We start from the raw sequence: 21923 nt of genomic DNA, 5'->3' as shown, positions 1-21923 counted from the left end.
TGGTCGCTCGTCGGAGCATTCCGCCTCAATCCTCCGACGAAGGCCTGATTCTCCGACCGAGGTCACGCAGAGGGATGCCGCGGCCCGGCGCCGAAGCGCGGGCCGCGACATCCATCCGCGAGAACCGGGTCAGACCAACGACTCGCGCCAGGCGGCGTGCAGCCGGGCGAACTTGCCCGTGCCGCCGATGAGGTGCGCGGGGCTGTCGTCCTCGACGATGCGGCCGTACTCCATGACGAGCACGCGATCGGCGATCGCGACCGTCGAGAGGCGGTGCGCGATGATGATCGCCGTGCGGTCGGCCAGGAGCGTCTGCAGCGCGTCCTGGATGAGGCGCTCGCTCGGGATATCGAGCGACGCCGTCGCCTCGTCGAGGATGAGCACCGCGGGGTCGGCCAGGAACGCGCGCGCGAACGAGATCAGCTGGCGCTGACCCGCCGACACGCGACCGCCGCGCTTGTTGACGTCGGTGCCGTAGCCGTCCGGGAGCTGCTCGATGAAGGAGTCCGCGCCGACGGCGCGCGCCGCCGCCTTGATCTCCTCAAGCGTCGCATCCGGCTTGCCGAGCGCGATGTTGTCGGCGACCGACCCGCTGAACAGGTAGGCCTCCTGCGTCACCATGACGATGGCGCGGCGAAGGTCCTTCGGGTGCAGCGACCGCAGGTCGACGCCGTCGAGCGTCACCCGGCCGACGGTCGGATCGTAGAACCGCGACACGAGCTTGGCGAGTGTCGACTTGCCGGCTCCCGTCGTGCCGACGAGGGCGATGGTCTGGCCTGCCGGGATGTCGAGGGTGAAGTCGGGCAGCACTGTGCGCTCGCCGTTGTACCCGAACGTCACGCCGTCGAAGTGCACGTGGCCGCGCGCGGTCCACAGGTCGACCGGGTTCACGGGGTCGGGAACCGTCGGCTCCTCCTCGAGCACCCCCGACACCTTCTCGAGCGCCGCCGTCGCGGACTGGTACGAGTTCAGGAAGAACGCGACCTCCCCGATCGGCGAGAAGAAGTTGCGGACGTACAGGACCGCGGCCAACAGCACGCCGACCTCGAGCGCCCCCGTCGCGACCCGGAATCCGCCCCACAGCAGCACGAGCGCGAGCGAGAACGCCGACACCGCCATGAGGCCGGGCTCGAAGGTGCCGAACAGGCGGATCGAGCGCAGGTTGACGTCGCGGTACTGGCCCGACAGCTCGCCGAACTCGTCGTCGTTGCGGGGCTCCTTGCGGAACGCCTTCACGGCGCGGATGCCCGTCATCGTCTCGACGAAGTGCACGATGACCTTCGCGCTGACGACGCGCGACTGGCGGTACGCCAGCTGCGATCGCAGGTAGAACCACCGCATGAGCAGCAGCAGCGGGATGCCCATGACGACGAGGATGACACCCGACTGCCAGTCGAGGAGCAGCAGCGCGACGAGCGTGAACCCGCCGTACAGCAGACCCGACACGAGCTCGTTGAGCCCGCCGTCCAGGAGCTCGCGGATCGAGTCGAGGTCGCTCGTCTGCCGCGAGATGATGCGGCCCGACGTGTACGACTCGTGGAACTCGAGGCTCAGCCGCTGCGTGTGCAGGAAGATCCGCTTGCGCAGAGCCAGCATGACCGCCTGCGTGAGGCGCGCCGCGACCAGGACGTACCACCCGATGAGGGCGGCGCCGCCGAACGCGGAGACCAGGTAGACCGCGACGACCATGATCGTCGGCATCCAGTCGGCCTCTTCGACGACGGCCGGGAGCGCCGTGTCGATGCCGTACGCGATGAGCGCGGGGCCGATGACGCGGAGGATCGTCGAGACGACGAGCACGGCCGCCGCGAGGACGAGCTGCCAGCGCAGCGGGCTCACGAGCGAGCCGAGCAGACGCAGCGAGCGGCGCCGGATCTGCCGGCTCTCCTCGCGTGTGTAGTCGGAGCGGTCCTCGCCGCTCGTGCCGGTGACGGTCGCGGTGGTCACAGTGCCACCTCCTTCGCTTCGTCCTGTCTCAGTTCGTCGATGTCGAGCGGTTCGCGCTCCTGCCGGTCCGCCTGTTCGCGCATCTCGCGGTCCGCCGCGGGTGCCTTCGCCTGTCGGTCGGCGTCCTCGAGGCTCGAGATCACGTGCCGGTAGTGCTCGCTCGTGCGCAGCAGTTCGGAATGCTCGCCGACGGCCGTCACGCGACCGCCTTCGAGCAGCGCGACGCGGTCGGCGAGTGCGACGGTCGAGGGCCGGTGAGCCACGATGAGCGCGGTCGTGTCGGCCAGCACCTGGCGCAGCGCCTCCTCGACGAGCGCCTCGGTCTCGACGTCGAGCGCCGACAGCGGGTCGTCGAGCACGAGCACGGCAGGCTTGGCCGCGACGGCACGCGCGAGCGCGAGCCGCTGGCGCTGCCCACCCGAGAGCGAGAGCCCCTCCTCGCCGATGACGGTGTCGACGCCGTCGGGGAGCTCGTACACGAAGCCCGCCTGCGCGACGGCGAGCGCCTCGCGGAGCGCCTCGTCGGCCTCGGGCGTGCCCGGCTGCAGGTCGTCGCGACCGAGCAGCACGTTCTCGCGCACCGACGACGAGAAGAGGGTCGCGTCCTCGAACGCCATCGAGATGTGCGTGCGCAGCTCGACGAGCGTCAGGTCCCGCACGTCGACGCCGTCGAGCGTCACGCGCCCGGCCGTCACGTCGTACAGGCGCGTCGGCAGTGTCGTGAGCGTCGTCTTGCCCGAGCCCGTGAGCCCGACGAGCGCCATGGTCTCCCCCGGGTGCAGGACGAGGTCGACTCCGTCGAGCAGATCGCGCTGCGAGGCGGGAGCATCCTGATACCGGAAGTGGGCGCCCTCGAACGCGAGCTCTCCGCGCGGCGCGCGGATCGACACGGGCTCGGCCGGATCGGTGATCGTGTTCTGCTCGTCGAGCACCTCGAACACCCGGTCGGTCGCGGTGCGCGCGTCGAGGAGGAACGAGAACAGGAAGCCGATGGACTCCATCGGCCAGCGCAGCACTGTCGCCATCGCGAAGAACGCGAACAGCTCGGCGACGGTGAGCTGACCGAGCGCGCTCAGCGCGATGCCCGCCGCGAGGCACAGCGCGAACGCGATATCGGGGAGCAGCACGAGCCAGAACCAGATGAGGCCGACCGCGCGGGCCTTGTCGAGCTCGGTCTCGCGGAGGGTCTCGGCCTGACGCGCGAACTTCGTGAGCGCGTGCTTGCCGCGCCCGAAGGCCTTGAGCACGCGGATGCCGTGAACGCTCTCCTCGACGGCCGTGGCGAGGTCGCCCGCCTGATCCTGGCTCTGCCGTGTGAGGGCGCCGTACCGCTTCTCGAACCGATAGCCGGCGTACCACAGCGGCAGCGAGCAGAGGAGGAAGATCGTGCCGAGCGCCCAGTGCCAGCGGAACAGGATGAGCGATCCGACGAAGATCGTGATGACGTTGACGACGAGCAGGATGACGCCGAACGCGAGCCAGCGCCGGATGAGGCTGATGTCCTGCATCATCCGGCTGAGGAGCTGCCCCGACTGCCAGCGGTCGTGGAAGGCGACGGGCAGGCGCTGCAGGCGCTCGTACAGGCCCGTGCGCAGCTCGTACTCGATGCGCGTCGAGGGCGTCAGCACGAACCAGCGGCGCACCCACACGAACGCCGCCTCGGCGAGACCGAGCGCGAGCACGGCGGCGACGCCCCAGAGGATCTGAGTCATGTCGCCGGAGGCGATGGGGCCGCCGACGACCGCCTCGAGCACGAGCGGGATGGTGAGCGCGACGAGGCTCGCCGCGAGCGCGCTGAGGGCACCGAGGATGAGCCTCGGCAGCACGGGCCGCGCGAACGGCAGAAGCCTCGCCAATGCGCGAGGAGTGGAAAGGTGGGAGGGCGAAGCGGTGGTGGTCATGATCCTTGCGGGGTGACGGATGTCGCGGCGTCGCGACGGAACAGCGAGGAGCGCCGAGGCGCAGAGGAGGGCCGGAGAACCGGTCTGTCGAGAAGAACGCTGGCGGGTCGGGCGCTATGCCGGACCCGCGGCACTGATCAGTGCTGCGTGCCTTCGACGCCGATGCGGCGCGTGCCGGCCGGAACGCGCGCCGCGAGGAAGGAAGCGACCGGCTTGATGGCGATGGCGGCCTGGTACATGACTTCCTCCTCGGATCGTGGGATGCCGCGCGAACGCGCGACAGCCCTCCAGCCTAAGCCTGGGAGTCCGCTGAGTGCAAGGTCGGATTCAGCGCGAGCTCACGCGGCCTCGCGGGAGAGGAGCGAGCGCTTGACGTCGAGGCCCCATGCGAAGCCGCCGAGCGTGCCGTCGCTGCGCAGCACGCGGTGGCAGGGCACGAACAGCGCGGGGGCGTTGCGCGCGCAGATGGATGCCGCGGCGCGCACGGCGCTCGGCTGGCCGAGAGCCGCCGCGAACTCGGTGTAGGTCAGCGGCGCACCGGGCGTGATCGACCGGAGTGCGCTCCAGCCGGCGAGCTGGAGTCCGGTGCCGGTCTGGGCGACCTCGACGGAGTCGATGGCCTCGAGGTCGCCCTCGTAGTAGGCGCGGGCCGCGGCCGCGGCATCCGTCTCGCCCTCGACGACGTCTGCCGGACGCAGCCTCGGGCTGATGCGCGCAAGCGCCGAGTCGGGGTCGGCCGTCCAGCCCGAGGCGAGCACGCGTCCGCGGTCGTCGGCCACGATCGTGAAGGCTCCGTCGGGGGTGTCGATCGTCTGGATCGTCGCAGTGGTCATGGCTTCTCCTTGCCGAGGATCGGGGTGCGCACGTTCGGGGCGCGTCGGGTGCGGGTGGTGGGGGCGGCGCGCCAGAGGTGCGCCGTGAGGTAGCTGCGCCACGGGGCGGTGCGCGCGGCCCATGCCACCAGTCCCGTCGGATCGGACGGGATTCCGGATGCCGCTGCACCGGCTCTCGCGGCGACGTCTCCCGGCAAGAGCACATCGGGGTCGCCGAGCACGCGCATGCGCACGTAATCGGCGGTCCACGGGCCGATGCCGGGCATCGCCAGGAGCGCGGCGCGCTGCTCGGCGCCGTCGTCGCCCGCCGTCAGGGTGAGGCTGCCGTCCGCGAGCGCCGCGGCCGCCCCGACGAGCGCGTTCGTGCGGGCGGCCGGGCCGCGGAGGACCTCGCGCCCACGCTCGGCAATCGCGGCCATCGTGGGGAAGAGCAGATGCGTACCCTCGAACCCGTCGATCCGCTCGCCGAGCGCCTCGGTCAGGGCCGTCAGGGCCGTGCGGGCGGCCGACACCGTGATCTGCTGACCGACCATCGCGCGGACGAGCATCTCGTGCGGGTCGGCGGCTCCGGGCACCCGGATGCCCGGCACGCCCGCGACGAGCGGCGCGAGCTCGGGCTGCCGAGCCAGTGCGTCGTCGACGGCGATCGGGTCGGCGTCGAGGTCGAACAGCCGGCGCACGCGGGCGACCAGCACGGGGAGGTCGCGCAGCGCCGAGAGCCGCGTGCGCAGCCGCAGATGCGCCTGGTCATCGAGGCGCAGCTCGAACCAGGCCGGCCCTCCGCCGAGCATGAGCGTGCGGGCGTACGACGTGGGCGTCGCGACCTCGACCCCGGGTACGGCGCGCGCGATCATCCACGCGAACAGGCCGTCAGCGTCGAAGGGGCCGCGGTGCGGCAGCACGAGGTCGATCGACCCGGGAGCGACGCTCTCGACCGCCGATCGCGGGCCGGGGTGCCGACGGCGAGCGCGGAGCTCGAGCGGAGCCATGCCGAACACCTCGCGGACGGTGTCGTTGAACTGCCGCACGCTCGCGAACCCCGCCGAGAACGCGACGTCGGATGCGGGCAGGTCGGTGCCGACCAGCAGCATGCGCGCCGTGTGGGCGCGATGCGCGCGACTGAGCGCGAGCGGCCCCGCGCCGAGCTCGGCGGTGAGGAGGCGCGTCAGGTGACGCGGCGAATAGCCGAGGCGGTGCGCGAGCCCGGGCACGCCCTCTCGCTCGACGACGCCGTCGGCGATGAGCCGCATGGCGCGGGCCGTCGTGTCGCCGCGGAGGTTCCATGCCGGCGACCCGGGTGCCGCTTCGGGCAGACAGCGCTTGCAGGCGCGGTAGCCGGCCTCGTGCGCGGCCGCGCTCGTCGCGTAGAACGTGACGTTCGATTCCTTGGGCGTGCGCGCGGGACAGCTCGGACGGCAGTAGATGCCGGTCGAGCGCACGGCCGTCACGAACTGCCCGTCGAAGCGGGGATCGCGCGACTGGATGACGCGATACCGCTCGTCGAACGACATCGACGCGATGGTCGGCGCGGAGCTGCTCATGCCCCTAGCCTGACACGCCCCACCGACACCGGCTGGCGGAAAACGGACACGGTGGTTTCCGCAACCGTCGCCCGTTCAGGCTCAGTGGAAGAAGTGGCGCTCCCCGGTGAAGAACATCGTCACCCCGGCATCCTGTGCCGCCTCGACGACCTCGGCGTCGCGCACCGAGCCGCCCGGCTGGATGATCGCGCGGATGCCCGCCTCGAGGAGGATCTGCGGGCCGTCGGCGAAGGGGAAGAAGGCATCGGATGCCGCGACCGAGCCGGCGGCGCGGTCTCCGGCCCGCTCGACCGCGAGCCGGCACGAGTCGACGCGGTTGACCTGGCCCATTCCGATGCCGACGGTCGCCGAGTTCTTGGCGAGCACGATGGCGTTCGACTTGACGGCGCGGCAGGCCTTCCACGCGAAGATGAGGTCGGTCATCTCCTCCTCGGCGGGGCGCTCGCCCGACACGAGCTGCCAGTCCTTCGCGACCGAGTCGATGTCGTCGGGGAACCGATCGGCGTCCTGAAGCAGGAGTCCGCCCGACACGAGCCGGACGTCCATCCGCTCCTCGCGCCAGTCGGCGGGGAGCTGAAGCACGCGGAGGTTCTTCTTGAGCTTGAACACCTCGAGCGCCTCGCGCTCGAAGTCCGGCGCGATGATGACCTCGGTGAAGATGTCGCGCAGGTTCTCGGCCATCTTCAGCGTGATGGTGCGGTTCGCCGCGATGACGCCGCCGAACGCCGAGACGGGGTCGCACTCGTGCGCGCGCAGGTGGGCGCTGGCGATGGGGTCGAGGGCGTTGGGGGCCGCGACCGCGATGCCGCAGGGATTGGCGTGCTTGATGATCGCGACGGCGGGCTTGACCATGTCGAAGGCCGCCCGCAGCGCGGCGTCGGCATCGACGTAGTTGTTGTACGACATCTCTTTGCCCTGCAGCTGGGTGGCCTGGGCGATGCCGTGTCCGCCGGCGCGCGTGTAGATCGCGGCGCGCTGGTGGGAGTTCTCGCCGTAGCGCAGCGTCGCGAGGCGCTCGGCCTTGATCGTGAGGTGCTGCGGGAGGTCGTCGCTCTCGGTCAGCGTGCCCTCGGCGAACCACGTCGCGACGGCGCGGTCGTACTGCGCCGTGTGCGTGAACGCCCGCGCCGCGAGCTCGCGGCGCTGCGAGAGCGTCGTGCCGCCCGTGCCGAGCGCGTCGATGACGGCGGGGTAGGACTCCGGCGAGACCACGATCGCGACGTTCGCGAAGTTCTTCGCCGACGCGCGCACCATGGCGGGCCCGCCGATGTCGATCTGCTCGACGACGTCGTTGCCCTGGGCGCCCGAGGCGACGGTCTCGACGAACGGATACAGGTTGACCACGACGAGCTCGAAGGGCTCGATGCCGAGCTCGGCGAGCTGCTGCACGTGGTCCTCGAGCCGGAGGTCGGCGAGCAGGCCCGCGTGCACGCCCGGGTGCAGCGTCTTCACGCGCCCGTCGAGCGACTCGGGGAAGCCCGTGACGCTCGCGACGTCGACGACGGGGAGGCCGGCATCGCGCAGGAGCGCGGCCGAGCCGCCGGTCGACACGATCTCGACGCCCGCGGCGTGCAGCGCCTGGCCGAGCGTCAGCAGGTCGGTCTTGTCGCTCACCGACACGAGTGCGCGGCGGATCGCGACGACATCGCGGTCGCGATAGAGGGACGGGTCGTGGCTGGGGCCGGCCATGCGAAGGCTCCTCGGTTCGGGGTGGTGCGGGAGGTTTTCTTCAGCAGGCGCGAGGTGCCTGCCGCGTCAGGAGGGGGTGGAGGCGGATGCCGCGGCGGCGGCCAGGTCGAGTTCGCCGGTCGCGATGCGCCGGACGACGTCGATGAGCAGCCGTCGCTCGACGGGCTTGATGCGGTCGTGGAGGGTGTGCTCGTCGTCGCCGGGGAGCACGGGCACGCGCTCCTGCGCCACGACGGGACCCGTGTCGACGCCGTCGTCGACGACGATGACGCTCGCGCCGGTCTGCACGACGCCCGCCGCCAACGCGTCGCGCACGGCGTGGGCGCCGGGGAATTCGGGGAGGTAGGCCGGGTGCGTGTTGATGATCTGCGGCGCCCGCGCCTCCACGACCGCGGGCGGCAGCAGCCGCATGAGGCCGCTCAGCACGACGAGGTCGGGTCGCCAGACGTCGAGCTGCGTCGCGAGCTCGGCACCCCACTCGTCGCGCGTGTCGAAGTCGCGCCAGGGCACGAGGAAGGTGGGGATGCCGAAGTCCTCGGCGTGCCGAAAGCCCTCGGCCTCGCGGTCGGCTCCGACGACCACGATCCGTGCGGGGTAGTCGGGCTCGGCCGCCGCGTCGAGCAGAGCACGCAGATTGGACCCCGTTCCCGAGATGAGGACGGCGACCGTGAGCACGGGCCTAGTCTACCGGCGGGCGTCGCGCCGACGTGTCCGGTCGATCGAGGGGCGCGATCGGCAGCGTCGGCAGCTCGATCGGCGCCGTGTCGGCGTCCGGGTCGTGGGGCGGCTCGGAGACAGCCGGGGCCGGGACGGCGCTCGGCGCTTCGGGGTCGGGCGCTGCGGCGGGTTCGGATGCGTCGGGCGCTGCGGCGGGTTCGGGGGTGAGCAGCTCCGCCGGGGTGACGATCGGCGGCGAGACCTCGGCATCCACCGGCGCCACGGCGGGAACGCCGACCAGCGTCGCGGCCGCGGCTGGGGTGTCGACCACGCCCGCGTCCTGGGCGCGCGCGCCGTGGTCGCCGTCGCGGCGGCCGGCGAGGAGCAGGATGCTCGCCCCGACCAGCACCTCGAGACCGACGGCGAGGGCGACGGGGCCGGGCTCGGGCCCGACCTGCGCGAGGCGTCCGGGGCCGAGCGAGCCGGACGCGAACTGCGCGAGCAGCGCAGCCGCCGCGGCGCTGACCACCGCGATCGCCGCGGTCACGACGAGGCGCGGCAGGAAGGGCTCGACGATGTGCGGCACCACGTCGCGCGAAGGCTCGTCCCTCGGCTCGGCGAGAGCGGTTCCCGTCGTCCCGTTCGCCGGCGCGGGGGCGGCCTCCGAGCCCGATCCCGTCGAGAGGAGCGCCTCCAGTGCGGCCCGTCGCGACTCGTCGGCGACGTCGTCGAGCGACACGCTCGGCGTCGTGGGTGCGGCATCCCCGCCAGCGGGAGCAGTGAACCGGCCGCGAGGGCGCGGCGCGAAGCCGGCGGCGGCGAGCAGGTGCGAGCGGGCGACCCACCCGGCGAAGGCGCCGACGGCGATCGGCAGCAGGACGATGACAAGGAGCCACGTCGAGGTCGACTCGGGGATCATCCCGAGCGCGGGCACGCCCGGCACGACACCGAGCTGCGTGCCCGACGGCGACACCGCGGTGCCCGCGCCGAGGCTGAATCCGGGACCTGCGACGAAGGAGATCCCCCACACGACCAGGGTCGGCAGGTAGGCCAGCTGCGCGAGCGTCATGACGATGACGCCGAGCAGGTCGAGGTTGCCCGCCTGGTACAGGGCGACGATCTGTCCGGCGCGCAGCGTCACTGCGACCGCGACTGCGAGCGCTCCGACGCCGACGAGCCCCACGACCGCGGCGGCCGACGACCGCACCGCGATGCCCGGCACGGCACCCCAGCCGCCGCGCGCGGCCTCGGCGCGGTCGCGCGCGCGTGCCACGAGGCCCTCCGACGCCTCGCGCCACTCCGTCGCGACGGCTCCCCCGAACGCCGGCACGACGAAGATCAGCGTCGGGAAGAGGACCGCCTGCCAGAGGTGGGTCAGCGAGACGGGGTTCTGCGACGTCAGCGCGATGAGCGCCGCGAGCGCCGCCACGACGACGGCGCCCGTGAGCACGCCGGTGATCCAGGCATCCGCCCGCGACGCCCGCGCCCCGGACCGGGCGGCGAAGACGGCCGTGAAGGTCGCGAACGCGAGCGGCGCCAGCGAGAGGGTGAAGGATGCGGCGGACTCGGCCATGCCGGTCGCGGCGAGGTACTCGCCGGGCAGCGTCAGATCGACGGGCACGAGATGGCCGAACTGCCAGACGACGGCGCTCGCGGGCCAGAGCGCTCCCCAGTCGGCACCGTCGCCCAGCCCGAAGACCCACACGAGCGTCAGCGGCGCGAGGGTCGCCGCGACTCCCGCGGCTACCGCGATGGCGGCGTCGAAGGCTGCGAGGAAGGCGACGATGAGGCGATGCATCCGGCTATCGACCCTACCCAGCGCCTCCCACGCGGCCCGACGGGCACGCCCGCGTGCGGTCCTTCGACCCTGCGCGGGCGCGCGGCCGCTAACGTCGAGGCCGGAGGTCACCCCGTGAGCACAGCACCATCGCCCGAAACCCAGGTCGCCGAGGAGCGCGGAGCGTCAGGCCGCTTCTTCGAGATCACGAGGCGCGGATCGACACCCTTGACGGAGGTGCGCGGCGGTGTCGTCACGTTCGTGACGATGGCCTACATCGTCATCCTGAATCCGATCATCCTGTCGAGCGCGACGGACGTCGCGGGAGACAGCCTCGGCTTCGGACAGGTTGCGGCGGTCACGGCGCTCACCGCCGGTGTCATGACCATCCTCTTCGGTCTCATCTCGCGGCTGCCGTTCGCCTTCGCGGCGGGGCTCGGCATCAACTCGTTCCTCGCCGTCAGCGTCGTGGGGCAGGTCACGTGGCCCGAGGCGATGGGCCTCGTGATGATCAACGGCATCATCATCGTTATCCTCGCGGCGACGGGACTGCGGCGGCTCATCTTCGACGCCGTGCCGGTCGCCCTCAAGACGGCGATCACCGTCGGCATCGGCCTGTTCATCGCTTTCATCGGCTTCGTCGACGCGGGCTTCGTGAGCTCGACCGGCGCATCCTCGCCGCCCGTCGGCCTCGGTGTGGACGGCTCGATCGCGACGATCCCGACGCTCCTGTTCGTCCTGACCCTGCTGCTGTGCGCCGTGCTCATGGTGCTGCGGGTCAAGGGCGCGCTGCTCATCGGCCTCGTCGTCGGCACGATCGCCGCCGTCGTGATCGAGTCGATCTGGCACCTCGGCCCGAAGGTCGGCACGGACGGCGAAATCAACGTCGGCGGCTGGTCGCTCACGGTGCCCGCGCTGCCGTCGAGCTGGGTGAGCGTTCCCGACCTGAGCCTCGTCGGTCAGGTCGATCTGTTCGGCGCCTTCGGGCGCATCGGCGGCGTCGCGGCCACGATGCTCGTCTTCACGCTCGTCTTCACGAACTTCTTCGACGCCATGGGCACGATGACGGGCCTTTCCCGCGAAGCCGGTCTCGCGAACGAGAAGGGCGACTTCCCGCGGCTGCGCTCGGCGCTCATCGTGGAGGGCGTCGGCGCGATCGCCGGCGGATTCACCTCGTCGTCGTCGAACACGGTGTTCGTCGAGTCGGCGTCGGGCATCGGGGAAGGCGCCCGCACGGGCCTGTCGAACCTCGTGACGGGCCTGCTCTTCCTGGTTGCGATGTTCCTCACACCCCTCACGACGATCGTGCCGTCGGAGGTGGCATCCGCTGCCCTCGTCATCGTGGGGGCGCTGATGATGTCGCAGATCCGCCACGTCGATCTGAGCGACCTGTCGGTGCTCATCCCCGTCTTCCTCACGGTGACGGTCATGCCGTTCACGTACTCGATCGCGAACGGCATCGGCGCCGGCTTCATCTCGTGGGTCGTCGTCCGATCCCTCTCCGGCAAGGCGAAGGAGATCAGCCCGCTGCTGTGGGTCGTCGCGGCAGGGTTCGTCGTCTACTTCGCGCGCGGTCCGATCGAGGCCGCGTTCGCCGGCTGACGCGACGACCGGGGCGCCCGCGCGCCGACCGCCACCCGCTGCATGGCGTCATTAGCATGTGGCCATCTGCAACGGCGCGGACTGGGGGCCGGCAATGGCACGCATCAGAATCTCGGCAGACTTCGATCTGCGCGCGCGGAAGGACAAGGCGACGTCGTCCGAGCCCAAGGTCCTCGAACTGCGCGTGCACGGTGTCAACAACACCACGGCTGCTGCGCTCCTCGACGTGAAGCCCGAGGAGGTCGAGGAGGTCATCGGCGACAAACTCGGCAGCTTCTGGCGGCCGACGGAGGAGGCCGTCAAGGCACGCACGCCCGGGGAACGCGGCTACGTTCCTCCGTACGTCGTTCGCGAGGCGTATTCCTGGGGCGGCATGGTGCGCACGACCCCCGATCTGGGCAGCGGCGGCGCAGCGGGGACGATTCCCGCGGCCATCGCGCGCGTGCTGTACGCCCTGCTCCTGCCGTTCAGCATCGCGAACGCCGCGCAGTGGACGCGGATGCTCGACGTCGGACAGGCACCCGTGCCGAAGCGCATCTGGATCGCCCTGACGGCGGGGGCCGCGCGACTGTTCAGTCTCGTGCTGACGCTCATGTACACCGTCACAGCGGCGACGCTCGCCTTCGACCTGGGTGCGGCGCAATGCGCCGTGGCCCCGGATCGCTGCGGCCCGATCCAAGGCGTCATGACGGCGTTCGTCGGATGGACCGCCGGCCAGCGCATCGCGCTCTTCGCGCTCGCGCCGGTGCTCGCCGTCTTCGTGCTGTGGGTCGTCTCCGGGATCTCGAGGCTGCGCTACGACGTGCTGTCGGGGGTGAAGGGCACGGCGCAGACGATGGGTCCGCGCCCGACGCCCGCGCTCGCGCAGGCGGGCTTCTGGTCCAACCGGATCACGGGAGCCCTCGCGCGCTCGCACGTCGCCGCAGCAATGGCGCTCACCGTCCTGCTCGCCCTGCACGCCGCGGACGGCCTGTGGACCGCTGGCAGCGGTGCCGCGGCCTGGGCGGACGGAGTGAGGATCGCAGCCCTCATCCTGTTCGTCTGCGACGTCGCCCTCACCGCTGTGCTTCCCACGGGATCTCTGACGGCCGAAGAGGACTGGCGCCAGAAGCTGACCCGGTTCCTCTCCGGGCTGCTCCTCGTGCTCACGGCGATCGCGACGGCGGCGGGGCTGGTGCTGGTCGCTTTCGCACCGGCGGGTGATGTTCCCGAAGACACCGGCACAGGGGCGGTGTTCTTCCAGCTCGTCGCCTGGGGCGGGCTCCTCGCCCTGACCGGCATCGTCTGGCGGCTGTTCGGCGGGATGCTGCGCACGGCCTGGCTTTCAGCGGGTCCCTTCGTCATCATGACGCTCGCGCTGGGGCTCGCCGCCGCGATCAGCTCGATCGTCGTCGTCGGGGTGAGCCAGGTCGTCCAGACCAAGCCGGAGACGCCCGCCGCCGGGGAACCGCCCGCGGCTCCCGTGACGCCCCTGGTCATCCCCGACGTCTACTCGGCCATCGGCGCCACGATCCTCCTCGCCGCCCTCGTGACCGCCGTCATCGTCGGCGTCCTCCTCATCTGGCCGCGGAATCTCACCAAGCGCGCCTCGGCATGGGGCCAGGCCGCGAAACCCGACGATCTCCAGATCCCGGACGGGGGCGTGCTGCCGCCGTCGGCAGCCGCGATGTTCGCGCGCATCCGCGCCAAGCGCACGAGCGCGGCGCGACGGCATCTCGCGGAGCCGATCGTGGGCATCCTCTCGGTCCTGCTCGCACTCGCACTCGCCGCCGGGCTCCAGTGGACGCGGATGACCGACGGCAACGAGCTGTGGGAGGTCACGAAGGTGCCGTGGCTCGACACGGACGCCTCGAGCCAGGCGATCCAGACGTTCGTGGGCATCGCCGCCCCCGTTCTCGGGTGGATCGGCGTCGGCCTCGTCGCGCTCCTCGTGAGCGGCGCCGCGACGGGTGGGCAGCGACCGCTCGGCACCGTGTGGGACATCGCCTGCTACCTGCCGCGCACGGGGCACCCGTTCGGCCCGCCCTGCTATGCCGAGCGGGCCGTGCCCGAGATCGCGGGGCGCCTCTTCGACTGGCTGGAGGGAGACACCACCCGGCGTGCCGTGCTGTCCGCGCACAGCATGGGAGCCGTGCTCGCCGTCTCTTCGCTGGGTCTGCTCGCGAGCCAGTCCACCACCGACGGTTTGCTGTCTCGCATCTCGCTGCTCACGTTCGGCGTCCAGCTGCGGGCGTACTTCGGACGCATGCTGCCCGATCTGCTCGGACCCGAAGTGCTCGGCACGACGCCTTCGCGTCCACCGGGCTTCGGGTCCGACCCGTGGAAGGGCGACTTCACGGCGCAGGACCGCCCCGCGCCCAGCCCCGCCCGCGTGATCGACTCGTTGCAGGGAGCCATCCTCATCGGCACGGGCGTCCGATGGATCAACCTGTGGCGGCTCACGGACTTCCTAGGCTTCCCGGCGATGAGCACGGCGCGCACGGCCGTCTTCCGAGGCGCGAAGGGGGCCGAGAGCGTATGGGTGAACAAGGTCGACCGGTTCGCGGAGGAGCTGGATCTGAGCGGCTACATGGTCGAGGTGGGCACGCACGGCGAGTACTACCGCGTGCCCGCGTATGCGAAAGCCCTCGAGGAGCTCGTGCTCTCGAGCTCGGCGGTCGGCGCCAAGAAATGACGAGGGGGTGGATGCCGCGGCATCCACCCCCTCGTCGTCGAGTGCTTAGAGCGACTCCACGATCTCGCGCATGAGAGCGGCGGTCTCGGACGGCGTCTTGCCGACCTTGACGCCGGCGGCCTCGAGGGCCTCCTTCTTCGCCTGAGCCGTACCCGCAGAGCCGGAGACGATCGCGCCGGCGTGGCCCATCGTCTTGCCCTCCGGGGCGGTGAAGCCCGCCACGTAGCCCACGACGGGCTTGGTGACGTTGGCCTTGATGAAGTCGGCCGCGCGCTCCTCGGCGTCGCCGCCGATCTCGCCGATCATGACGATCGCCTTCGTCTCGGGGTCGGCCTCGAACGCGGCGAGCGCGTCGATGTGCGTCGTGCCGATGATGGGGTCGCCGCCGATGCCGATGGCGGTCGAGAAGCCCAGGTCGCGCAGCTCGTACATCATCTGGTACGTCAGGGTGCCCGACTTCGAGACGAGGCCGATGGGGCCCTTGCCCGTGATGTTGGCCGGCGTGATGCCGACGAGCGCCTCATCGGGCGTGATGATGCCGGGGCAGTTGGGGCCGATGATGCGGGTCTTGTTGCCCTTCGACTTCGCGTAGGCCCACGCCTCGGCCGAGTCGCCGACCGGGACGCCCTCGGTGATGACGACGAGCAGCGGGATCTCGGCGTCGATGGCCTCGATCATGGCGGCCTTCGTGAAGGCGGCGGGGACGAACGCGATCGACACGTCGGCGCCCGTCTTCTCGATCGCCTCGGCGACCGAGCCGAACACGGGAAGCTCGACGTCGCCGCCGTTCTTGTCGTGGTGCAGCACGGTCGTGCCGGCCTTGCGCGCGTTGACGCCGCCGACGACCTGCGTGCCGGCCTTCAGCATGAGCGCGGTGTGCTTGGTGCCTTCGCCGCCGGTGATGCCCTGGACGATGACCTTGGAGTTCTTGTCAAGGAAGATCGACATTTTTCTGATTCCTCTAAATCGGTTCCTGAGCCTGTCGAAGGATCAGGCGTTCGCGAGCTCGGCGGCCTTGTCGGCGCCCTCGTCCATCGTGGCGGCGAGCGTCACGAGCGGGTGGTTGGCCTCTTGGAGGATGCGGCGACCCTCTTCGACGCGGTTGCCGTCGATGCGGACGACGAGCGGCTTCGTGGCCGACGAGCCGAGCTCGGCGAGCGCGCCCACGATGCCCTTCGCGACGGCGTCGCACGCTGTGATGCCGCCGAAGACGTTGACGAAGACCGACTTGACCTGCGGGTCGCCCAGGATGACGTCCAGGCCCGCGGCCATGACCTCGGCGGAGGCGCCGCCGCCGATGTCGAGGAAGTTGGCGGGCTTGACGCCGCCGTGCTTCTCGCCCGCGTAGGCGACGACATCGAGGGTCGACATGACCAGGCCCGCGCCGTTGCCGATGATGCCGACCTGACCGTCGAGCTTGACGTAGTTGAGGTCGTTCTCCTTGGCCTTCGCCTCGAGCGGATCGGCCGCGGCCTTGTCCTCGAGGAGCGCGTGGCCGGCGTGACGGAACTCGGCGTTCTCGTCGAGCGAGACCTTGCCGTCGAGGGCGATGATCTCGCCGTCTTCGGACTGGATGAGCGGGTTGACCTCGACGAGCGTCGCGTCCTCGCCCTTGTAGACCTGGAAGAGCTTGACAAAGACGTCGGCGACCTTGGGGGCGAGCTCCTCGTCGAAGCCCGCGGCCTTCGCGATCTCGAGCGCCTTGGCCTCGTCGATGCCCGCGAGCGGGTCGACCTCGATGCGGGCGAGCGCCTCGGGCTTCTCGACGGCGAGCTGCTCGATCTCCATGCCACCCTCGACCGACGCGAGCGACAGGTACGAGCGGTTGGCGCGGTCGAGCAGCACCGAGAAGTAGAACTCCTTCGCGATGCGGGCGCCGCCGGCGATCATGACGCGCTTGACGACGTGGCCCTTGATGTCGAGGCCGAGGATGGCCTTCGCGGCCTCGTAAGCCTCGTCGGGCGTCTTGGCGACCTTGACGCCGCCGGCCTTTCCGCGGCCACCGGTCTTCACCTGGGCCTTGACGACGACGACGCCGCCGAGCTTCTCAGCCGCCGCCTTCGCCTCCTCGGGGGTGTCGGCGATGATGCCCGGGAGTACCGGCACCTCGTACTTCTCGAACAGATCGCGTGCCTGGTACTCGTACAGATCCACAGTGCATTCCTCCGCTGGGGCGAATGTGGGGGTGAGGCGGCCGAGAGATCTCTCGATGTCAAGAGATCGACCAATCCCCCAGCCTACTACCGCGCGGAGAGCGGTCCGTGCCGCGTGTCCGGTCGCCGATCGGTGCCGCGGTTCGCCTGAGATTGCCAGGACCGCCGCATTATGCTCTGGCGCATGAGCGACACCGCCTCGGCACCCGCCGCGCGCCACGCCGTCGTGGCCGCCGCCCTCGACCTGTTCGCCGCGCAGGGTTTCGAAGCGACCTCGGTGGAGCAGATCGCCCAGGCCGCCGGTATCTCGCGGTCGACCTTCTTCCGCCAGTTCGGCGGCAAGGACGACGTCGTCTTCGCCGACCACGAGCTCCTGCTCGACGAGCTGCGGTCCTACCTGTCCCAGCCGCACGACAACCCGTGGGCCGCCGTGTGCGAGGCATCCATGTGGGTCTTCAAGCAGTTCACGGCGGACCCCGAGCTCGCCCGTCGCCGGTATTCCGTCGTCCGCGGCGTCCCCGCGCTGCGCGAACGCGAGATCGTGACGGTGTTCCGGTACGAGCGGCTCTTCGACGAGTATCTGCGCGAGTCGCTGCCGGGGCTCGATCCGATCGACGCCGTCGGCTTCGCGGCCCTCGTCACGGCCGTGCACAACCACGTGCTCCGCCAGCTGCTGCGCGGTACGAAGCGCGTGCCGGCCTCGGTGTTGCGCCGAGCCCTCGACGACGTCATGCGCCGGTACGGCGTGCATCCGCACGGGACGGATGCCGCCCCCGACGACGTCGTCGTGGCGGTGTTCCCGCGGCGGATGCCGTCGGCGGAGGTCGCACGCCGGCTCAGCGAGCACCTCGGCTGACCCGAGGATCGCCCAGAACGGCTGAGTGCCCGCCGTCGTCGCGTGCGGCGGAGGTACTTTCATGCCATGACCGCTATCGATACCTCGCCGAGCTCATCCACGCCATCGGCATCCCCCTGGTTCACACAGGACCCCGACGCCGTCGTCGGCGCCCTCACGAGCGACCGCGACCGCGGCCTCACGCAGGCCGAGGCCGCGCGCCGGCTCGCCGAGCACGGCCCCAACGCGATCGCTGCCGAGCCGGCCCCGTCCACGTGGCAGGTCGCCCTCCGGCAGCTCGCCGACCCGATGAACGTCATGCTCGTCGCGGTCGCGATCATCAGCCTCTTCATCAACCAGGTGAGCGTCGGCATCCTCGTGGGCATCCTCGTGGTGCTCAACGTCGTGCTCGGCACGAAGCAGGAGCTCAAGGCCAAGGCATCCGTCGACGCCCTCGCCAAGATGCAGATCCCGCAGGCGCGCGTCCTGCGCGACGGCACGCTCGTGCAGGTCGACGCGACGACGCTCGTGCCCGGCGACATCATGCAGCTCGAGGCGGGCGACATCGTCCCGGCCGACGGGCGGATCCTCCGCTCCGCGACGCTCGAGACGCAGGAGGCGGCGCTCACGGGTGAGAGCGCGCCGATCGCGAAGGATGCCGCGACCCTCCACGACGCCGGAACGACCCTCGGCGATCGCGCGAACATGGTGTTCCAGAACACACAGGTCACGCGCGGGACGGCGACGGCGATCGTCACCGACACGGGCATGGGCACGCAGATGGGCCAGATCGCCTCGATGCTGTCGGCCGTCAAGCCCTCGAAGTCGCCCCTCCAGCGCGAACTCGACTCGCTGACCGGCGTCCTCGGCTGGATCGCGTGGGGTGCCGTCGCCATCATCGTCATCGCGGGTCTCCTCCGCCAGCAGCCGGCGGCATCCGTGATCCTCCTCGGCATCTCGATGGCGATCTCCGCCATCCCGACCGGCATGCCGACCTTCGTGCAGGCGATGCTCTCGTTCGGCTCGCGCCAGCTCGCCGAGCACAAGGCGGTCGTCAAGAACCTCACCGACGTCGAGACGCTGGGCGCGACGAGCGCCATCAACTCCGACAAGACCGGCACGCTCACGATGAACGAGATGACCGTCGAGTCGCTCTACCTCGCGGGCAACTGGTACACGGTCGGCGGCAGCGGCTACGAGAAGTCGGGCGAGATCCGCGGCGTCGCGGGCGAGCCCACCCCCGACTTCACGCAGCTCGCGCTCGGGCTGACCCTCTGCAGCGACGCGACGGTCTCGGACGACGGCGACGTCATCGGCGACCCGACCGAGGCCGCCCTCGTGGTGCTCGCCGCCAAGATGGGCGCAGACGCCGAGATCACGCGCGCGCAGTACCCGCGCGCCGCCGAGGTGCCATTCGACTCGGCGTACAAGTTCATGGCGACGTTCCACGAGCTCACCCGTGACGGCTCCGAGCAGCTCATCGCGCTCGTCAAGGGCGGTCCGGATGTCGTGCTCGACCGCTGCTCGAACGCGCTCACGCCCGCGGGACCCGTGCCGATCGCCGAGCGGCGCGACGCGATCCTCGAGGCGAACCGGTCGCTGTCGGAGCAGGGGCTGCGCGTGCTCGCGTTCGCGGTGCGCCCGTTCGCGCCGGGCACCGCCGTGCCCGCCGACCCGATGTCGGCCATCGAGCAGCTCACGTTCGTGGGTCTCGTCGGCATCATCGACCCGCTGCGTCCGTCGTCGAAGGAGGCCGTGCGCATCGCCCGCGAGGCGGGCATCGAAGTGCGCATGATCACCGGCGACCACGCCATCACGGCCGCCGCGATCGGCGCGAAGCTCGGCCTGGGCACGGGCGCCGCGAGCGGCGCCGAGATCCAGGCGATGAGCGACGACGAGCTCAAGAAGGCGCTGCCGAACCTCCACGTCTTCGGTCGCGTGACGCCCGAGGACAAGCTGCGGCTGGCCCGCCTCATGCAGGAGGAGGGCGCCGTCGTCGCGATGACCGGCGACGCCGTCAACGACGCTGCGGCGCTCAAGCAGGCCGACATCGGCGTCGCGATGGGCTCGGGCAGCGAGGTCACGAAGCAGGCCGGCAAGATGATCCTCGTCGACGACAACTTCGGCACGCTCGTCACCGCCGTGCGGCTCGGACGGTCGATCTACGAGAAGATCGTCAGCTACGTCCGGTACCAGATGTCGCAGCTGTTCTCGCTCGTGCTGCTGTTCCTCGTGGCGAGCATCTTCAACATCAACCACGGGGTGCCGCTCACGCCGATCATGGTGCTGTTCCTCAACTTCTTCATCACGATCTTCCCGGTCATCGTGATCATGCTCGATCCGGCCGAGGACGGCATCATGCAGAAGCCGCCGCGCGACCCGAAGAAGACGATCGCGAACCGCGGCGCGGTCGTCATGTGGTTCTTCTACGGCGGACTCATCTTCATCACGTCGCTGCTACCGCTCCTCCTGTACCCCGACCAGCTCAGCTCGACGGTGGCGAACGCGCCCGTCACGATGACCTTCGTCATCGCGGCGCTGGGATCGATCTTCGGCGGCCTCGTGCTGCGGCGCGACCCCGACTCCGGCCTCGGAGCGCCCATCGTCACGGCCGTGAAGTGGCTGTCGATCCCGCTCGTGCTCACGATCGCGGCGGTCGAGGTGGGCTTCCTGCAGAACCTCGTGGGCACCGTCGCGCTCGACGGCTCGCAGTGGCTGCAGTGCCTCGGCCTCGCGCTCATCGTGCCCGTCGCGATCGAGCTGGAGAAGTGGATCCGGCGCGCGCGCATCCGGCGGAGGGAGCGGGCGCTGCAGGCCTGATCCGCCCCGCCTCGCGGGCGACGGCAGGCAGGATGTGCGTCGCCCAGAGGCGCGCACCTTCCTCGAACCCCATTGAACTTGGGGCTCACACAGCCACCCAACGGCTGTGTGAGCCTGAAGTTCAATGGGGTTTCGGACGCCATCACACACGTCACCTGAGACTGAGTGTCGAGAATGATGAGACTCAGTTCCGGTATGATCGCAGGCATCCGCCCCGCGACCCCAGGAGCACGACAGTGTCCGACTTCCCGACCCGCCCGGGCCAGAGCGTCGACGGCTACGACGTCACGCGGCGACTCGGCACCGACTACTACGCCGTGTTCGCCGACATCCCCGGCGACGATCGCGCCGTCTGGGAGCGCGCGCAGGGCTTCGTCGACGAGGTGGGCGACCGCATGCAGGACGCGTGGGATCGCGCCGAGTACCCGCTCGACCTCGCGCAGCGGCTCGGCGAGCTCGACCTCCTCAACGACGGCATCGAGCATCCCGACCTCACTCGCTTCTCCCCCCTCGCGGCCGGCCTCGTGAACATGGAGGTCTCGCGCGGCGACGGCTCGCTCGGCACCGTGATCGCGGTACAGGGCGGTCTCGCGCTGCGCACCCTCGCGCTCTTCGGCAGCCCCGAGCAGCAGGCCCGCTGGCTCGGCCCGATCGCGCGCCTCGAGGTGCCGGCCGCTTTCGCCCTCACCGAACCCGACCACGGATCCGACTCCGTCTCGCTCGAGACGGTGGCGCGCCGTGTCGGCGCCCCTTCGACAGGCTCAGGGCAGGCGGGCTGGGTGCTCGACGGCGCGAAGAAGTGGATCGGCAACGGCGCGTCGGGCGGAGTGACGTTCGTGTGGGCCCGTGTCGACGCTCCGACCGACGACGACCACGGCGCCGTCCGCTGCTTCCTCGTCGAGCAGAGCACGCCGGGCTACACGGGCACCGTCATCACGGGCAAGGCGTCGCTGCGCGGCATCCATCAGGCGCATATCGTCCTCGACGGCGTGCGGGTGCCGGGCGACGCGGTGCTGCCGGGAGCCAGGAGCTTCAAGGATGCCTCGACCGTCCTGTACTCCACCCGTTCGGGGGTCGCATGGTCGGCGCTCGGTCACGCGACCGCCTGCTACGAGGCGGCTCTGAGCTACGCGCAGCAGCGGGTGCAGTTCGGGAAGCCCCTCGCGAAGTTCCAGATGGTGCAAGAGCGGCTCGCGCAGATGCTCGAGGAGCTCACCGGCATGCAGCTGTACTGCCGGCACCTGGCCGATCTCGAGCTGTCCGGCGGCCTCCGCCCGACGCAGGCGTCGCTCGCCAAGTACCACAACACCCGCGCCGCACGCCGCATCGCCGCGACGGCGCGCGACCTGCTCGGCGGCAACGGCATCCTGATCGAGAACCGCGTCATGCAGCACATGGCCGACATCGAGGCGATCCACACCTACGAAGGCACCGAGTCGATTCAGGCCCTCCTCATCGGCCGCGACATCACGGGCATGAGCGCCTTCGCGTAAC

Annotated in this window: 14 protein-coding genes; 5 read left to right on the top strand and 9 right to left on the bottom strand. The window is 70.8% G+C overall.

The genetic code is table 11. From position 1 onward, the window contains the following. Window positions 1-129: 129 nt before the first annotated feature. The 7 genes from ACH3VR_RS09370 to ACH3VR_RS09340 all read right to left on the bottom strand — a co-directional run bounded on the left by ACH3VR_RS09370 (window position 130) and on the right by ACH3VR_RS09340 (window position 10366). On the bottom strand, window positions 130-1947 hold the full coding sequence (locus ACH3VR_RS09370; RefSeq protein ID WP_396640519.1) for an ABC transporter ATP-binding protein: 1818 nt from the start codon (window positions 1945-1947) through the stop codon (window positions 130-132). Beyond that, window positions 1944-3848 (bottom strand): ABC transporter ATP-binding protein, encoded by a 1905-nt coding sequence (locus ACH3VR_RS09365; protein WP_396640518.1) that lies wholly within the window; start codon window positions 3846-3848, stop codon window positions 1944-1946. Before ACH3VR_RS09365 ends, ACH3VR_RS09370 begins: the two co-directional genes overlap by 4 nt. Window positions 3849-4186: 338 nt before the next feature. Then, window positions 4187-4681 carry a methylated-DNA--[protein]-cysteine S-methyltransferase gene (locus ACH3VR_RS09360; RefSeq protein WP_396640517.1) on the bottom strand — a complete coding sequence of 165 codons (495 nt, stop codon included), beginning with the start codon at window positions 4679-4681 and terminating at the stop codon, window positions 4187-4189. Continuing rightward, entirely contained in the window at window positions 4678-6222 is a 1545-nt protein-coding gene (locus tag ACH3VR_RS09355) for an AlkA N-terminal domain-containing protein (RefSeq protein WP_396640516.1), read from the bottom strand. The genes ACH3VR_RS09360 and ACH3VR_RS09355 overlap by 4 nt, the downstream gene beginning before the upstream one ends. An 81-nt stretch (window positions 6223-6303) precedes the next feature. After that, a complete protein-coding gene (gene purH / locus ACH3VR_RS09350; RefSeq protein WP_396640515.1) occupies window positions 6304-7911 on the bottom strand; it encodes a bifunctional phosphoribosylaminoimidazolecarboxamide formyltransferase/IMP cyclohydrolase in 1608 nt (535 codons plus the stop codon). A 66-nt stretch (window positions 7912-7977) separates the two neighbouring features. Further along, window positions 7978-8586, bottom strand: a complete 609-nt coding sequence (purN, locus tag ACH3VR_RS09345) for a phosphoribosylglycinamide formyltransferase (RefSeq protein ID WP_396640514.1) — start codon at window positions 8584-8586, stop codon at window positions 7978-7980. Window positions 8587-8590: 4 nt separating this feature from the next. Continuing rightward, window positions 8591-10366: a cell division protein PerM gene (locus ACH3VR_RS09340; RefSeq protein ID WP_396640513.1), complete on the bottom strand. Its 1776-nt coding sequence runs from the start codon at window positions 10364-10366 to the stop codon at window positions 8591-8593. Window positions 10367-10480: 114 nt separating this feature from the next. Here ACH3VR_RS09340 and ACH3VR_RS09335 point away from each other — a divergent pair, with 114 nt between their 5' ends. After that, window positions 10481-11947, top strand: coding sequence for an NCS2 family permease (locus tag ACH3VR_RS09335; protein ID WP_396640512.1), 1467 nt, complete (start codon window positions 10481-10483; stop codon window positions 11945-11947). 94 nt (window positions 11948-12041) lie between these two features. After that, window positions 12042-14621, top strand: a complete 2580-nt coding sequence (locus ACH3VR_RS09330) for a hypothetical protein (protein WP_396640511.1) — start codon at window positions 12042-12044, stop codon at window positions 14619-14621. 45 nt (window positions 14622-14666) lie between these two features. Here ACH3VR_RS09330 and sucD read toward each other — a convergent pair whose 3' ends face one another. Both sucD and sucC read right to left on the bottom strand, forming a co-directional pair. Then, window positions 14667-15569: a succinate--CoA ligase subunit alpha gene (gene sucD, locus ACH3VR_RS09325; protein ID WP_396640510.1), complete on the bottom strand. Its 903-nt coding sequence runs from the start codon at window positions 15567-15569 to the stop codon at window positions 14667-14669. Between the two features lie 42 nt (window positions 15570-15611). After that, window positions 15612-16775, bottom strand: coding sequence for an ADP-forming succinate--CoA ligase subunit beta (sucC, locus tag ACH3VR_RS09320; protein WP_396640509.1), 1164 nt, complete (start codon window positions 16773-16775; stop codon window positions 15612-15614). A 183-nt stretch (window positions 16776-16958) separates the two neighbouring features. On the opposite strand from sucC, the gene ACH3VR_RS09315 reads away from it, so the two are divergent. From ACH3VR_RS09315 to ACH3VR_RS09305, 3 genes are all read left to right on the top strand, one after another. Further along, window positions 16959-17630 carry a TetR/AcrR family transcriptional regulator gene (locus ACH3VR_RS09315; protein WP_396640508.1) on the top strand — a complete coding sequence of 224 codons (672 nt, stop codon included), beginning with the start codon at window positions 16959-16961 and terminating at the stop codon, window positions 17628-17630. Window positions 17631-17696: 66 nt separating this feature from the next. After that, window positions 17697-20429: a cation-translocating P-type ATPase gene (locus ACH3VR_RS09310; RefSeq protein WP_396640507.1), complete on the top strand. Its 2733-nt coding sequence runs from the start codon at window positions 17697-17699 to the stop codon at window positions 20427-20429. 236 nt (window positions 20430-20665) lie between these two features. Beyond that, window positions 20666-21922, top strand: coding sequence for an acyl-CoA dehydrogenase family protein (locus ACH3VR_RS09305; protein WP_396640506.1), 1257 nt, complete (start codon window positions 20666-20668; stop codon window positions 21920-21922). Window position 21923 lies beyond the last annotated feature (1 nt).

This window comes from Microbacterium alkaliflavum (assembly GCF_044325405.1).
Classification (GTDB): Bacteria; Actinomycetota; Actinomycetes; order Actinomycetales; family Microbacteriaceae; genus Microbacterium; species Microbacterium alkaliflavum.
Note: the sequence above shows the minus strand (reverse complement) of the source record. Positions and strands in the feature narration are given on the sequence as shown.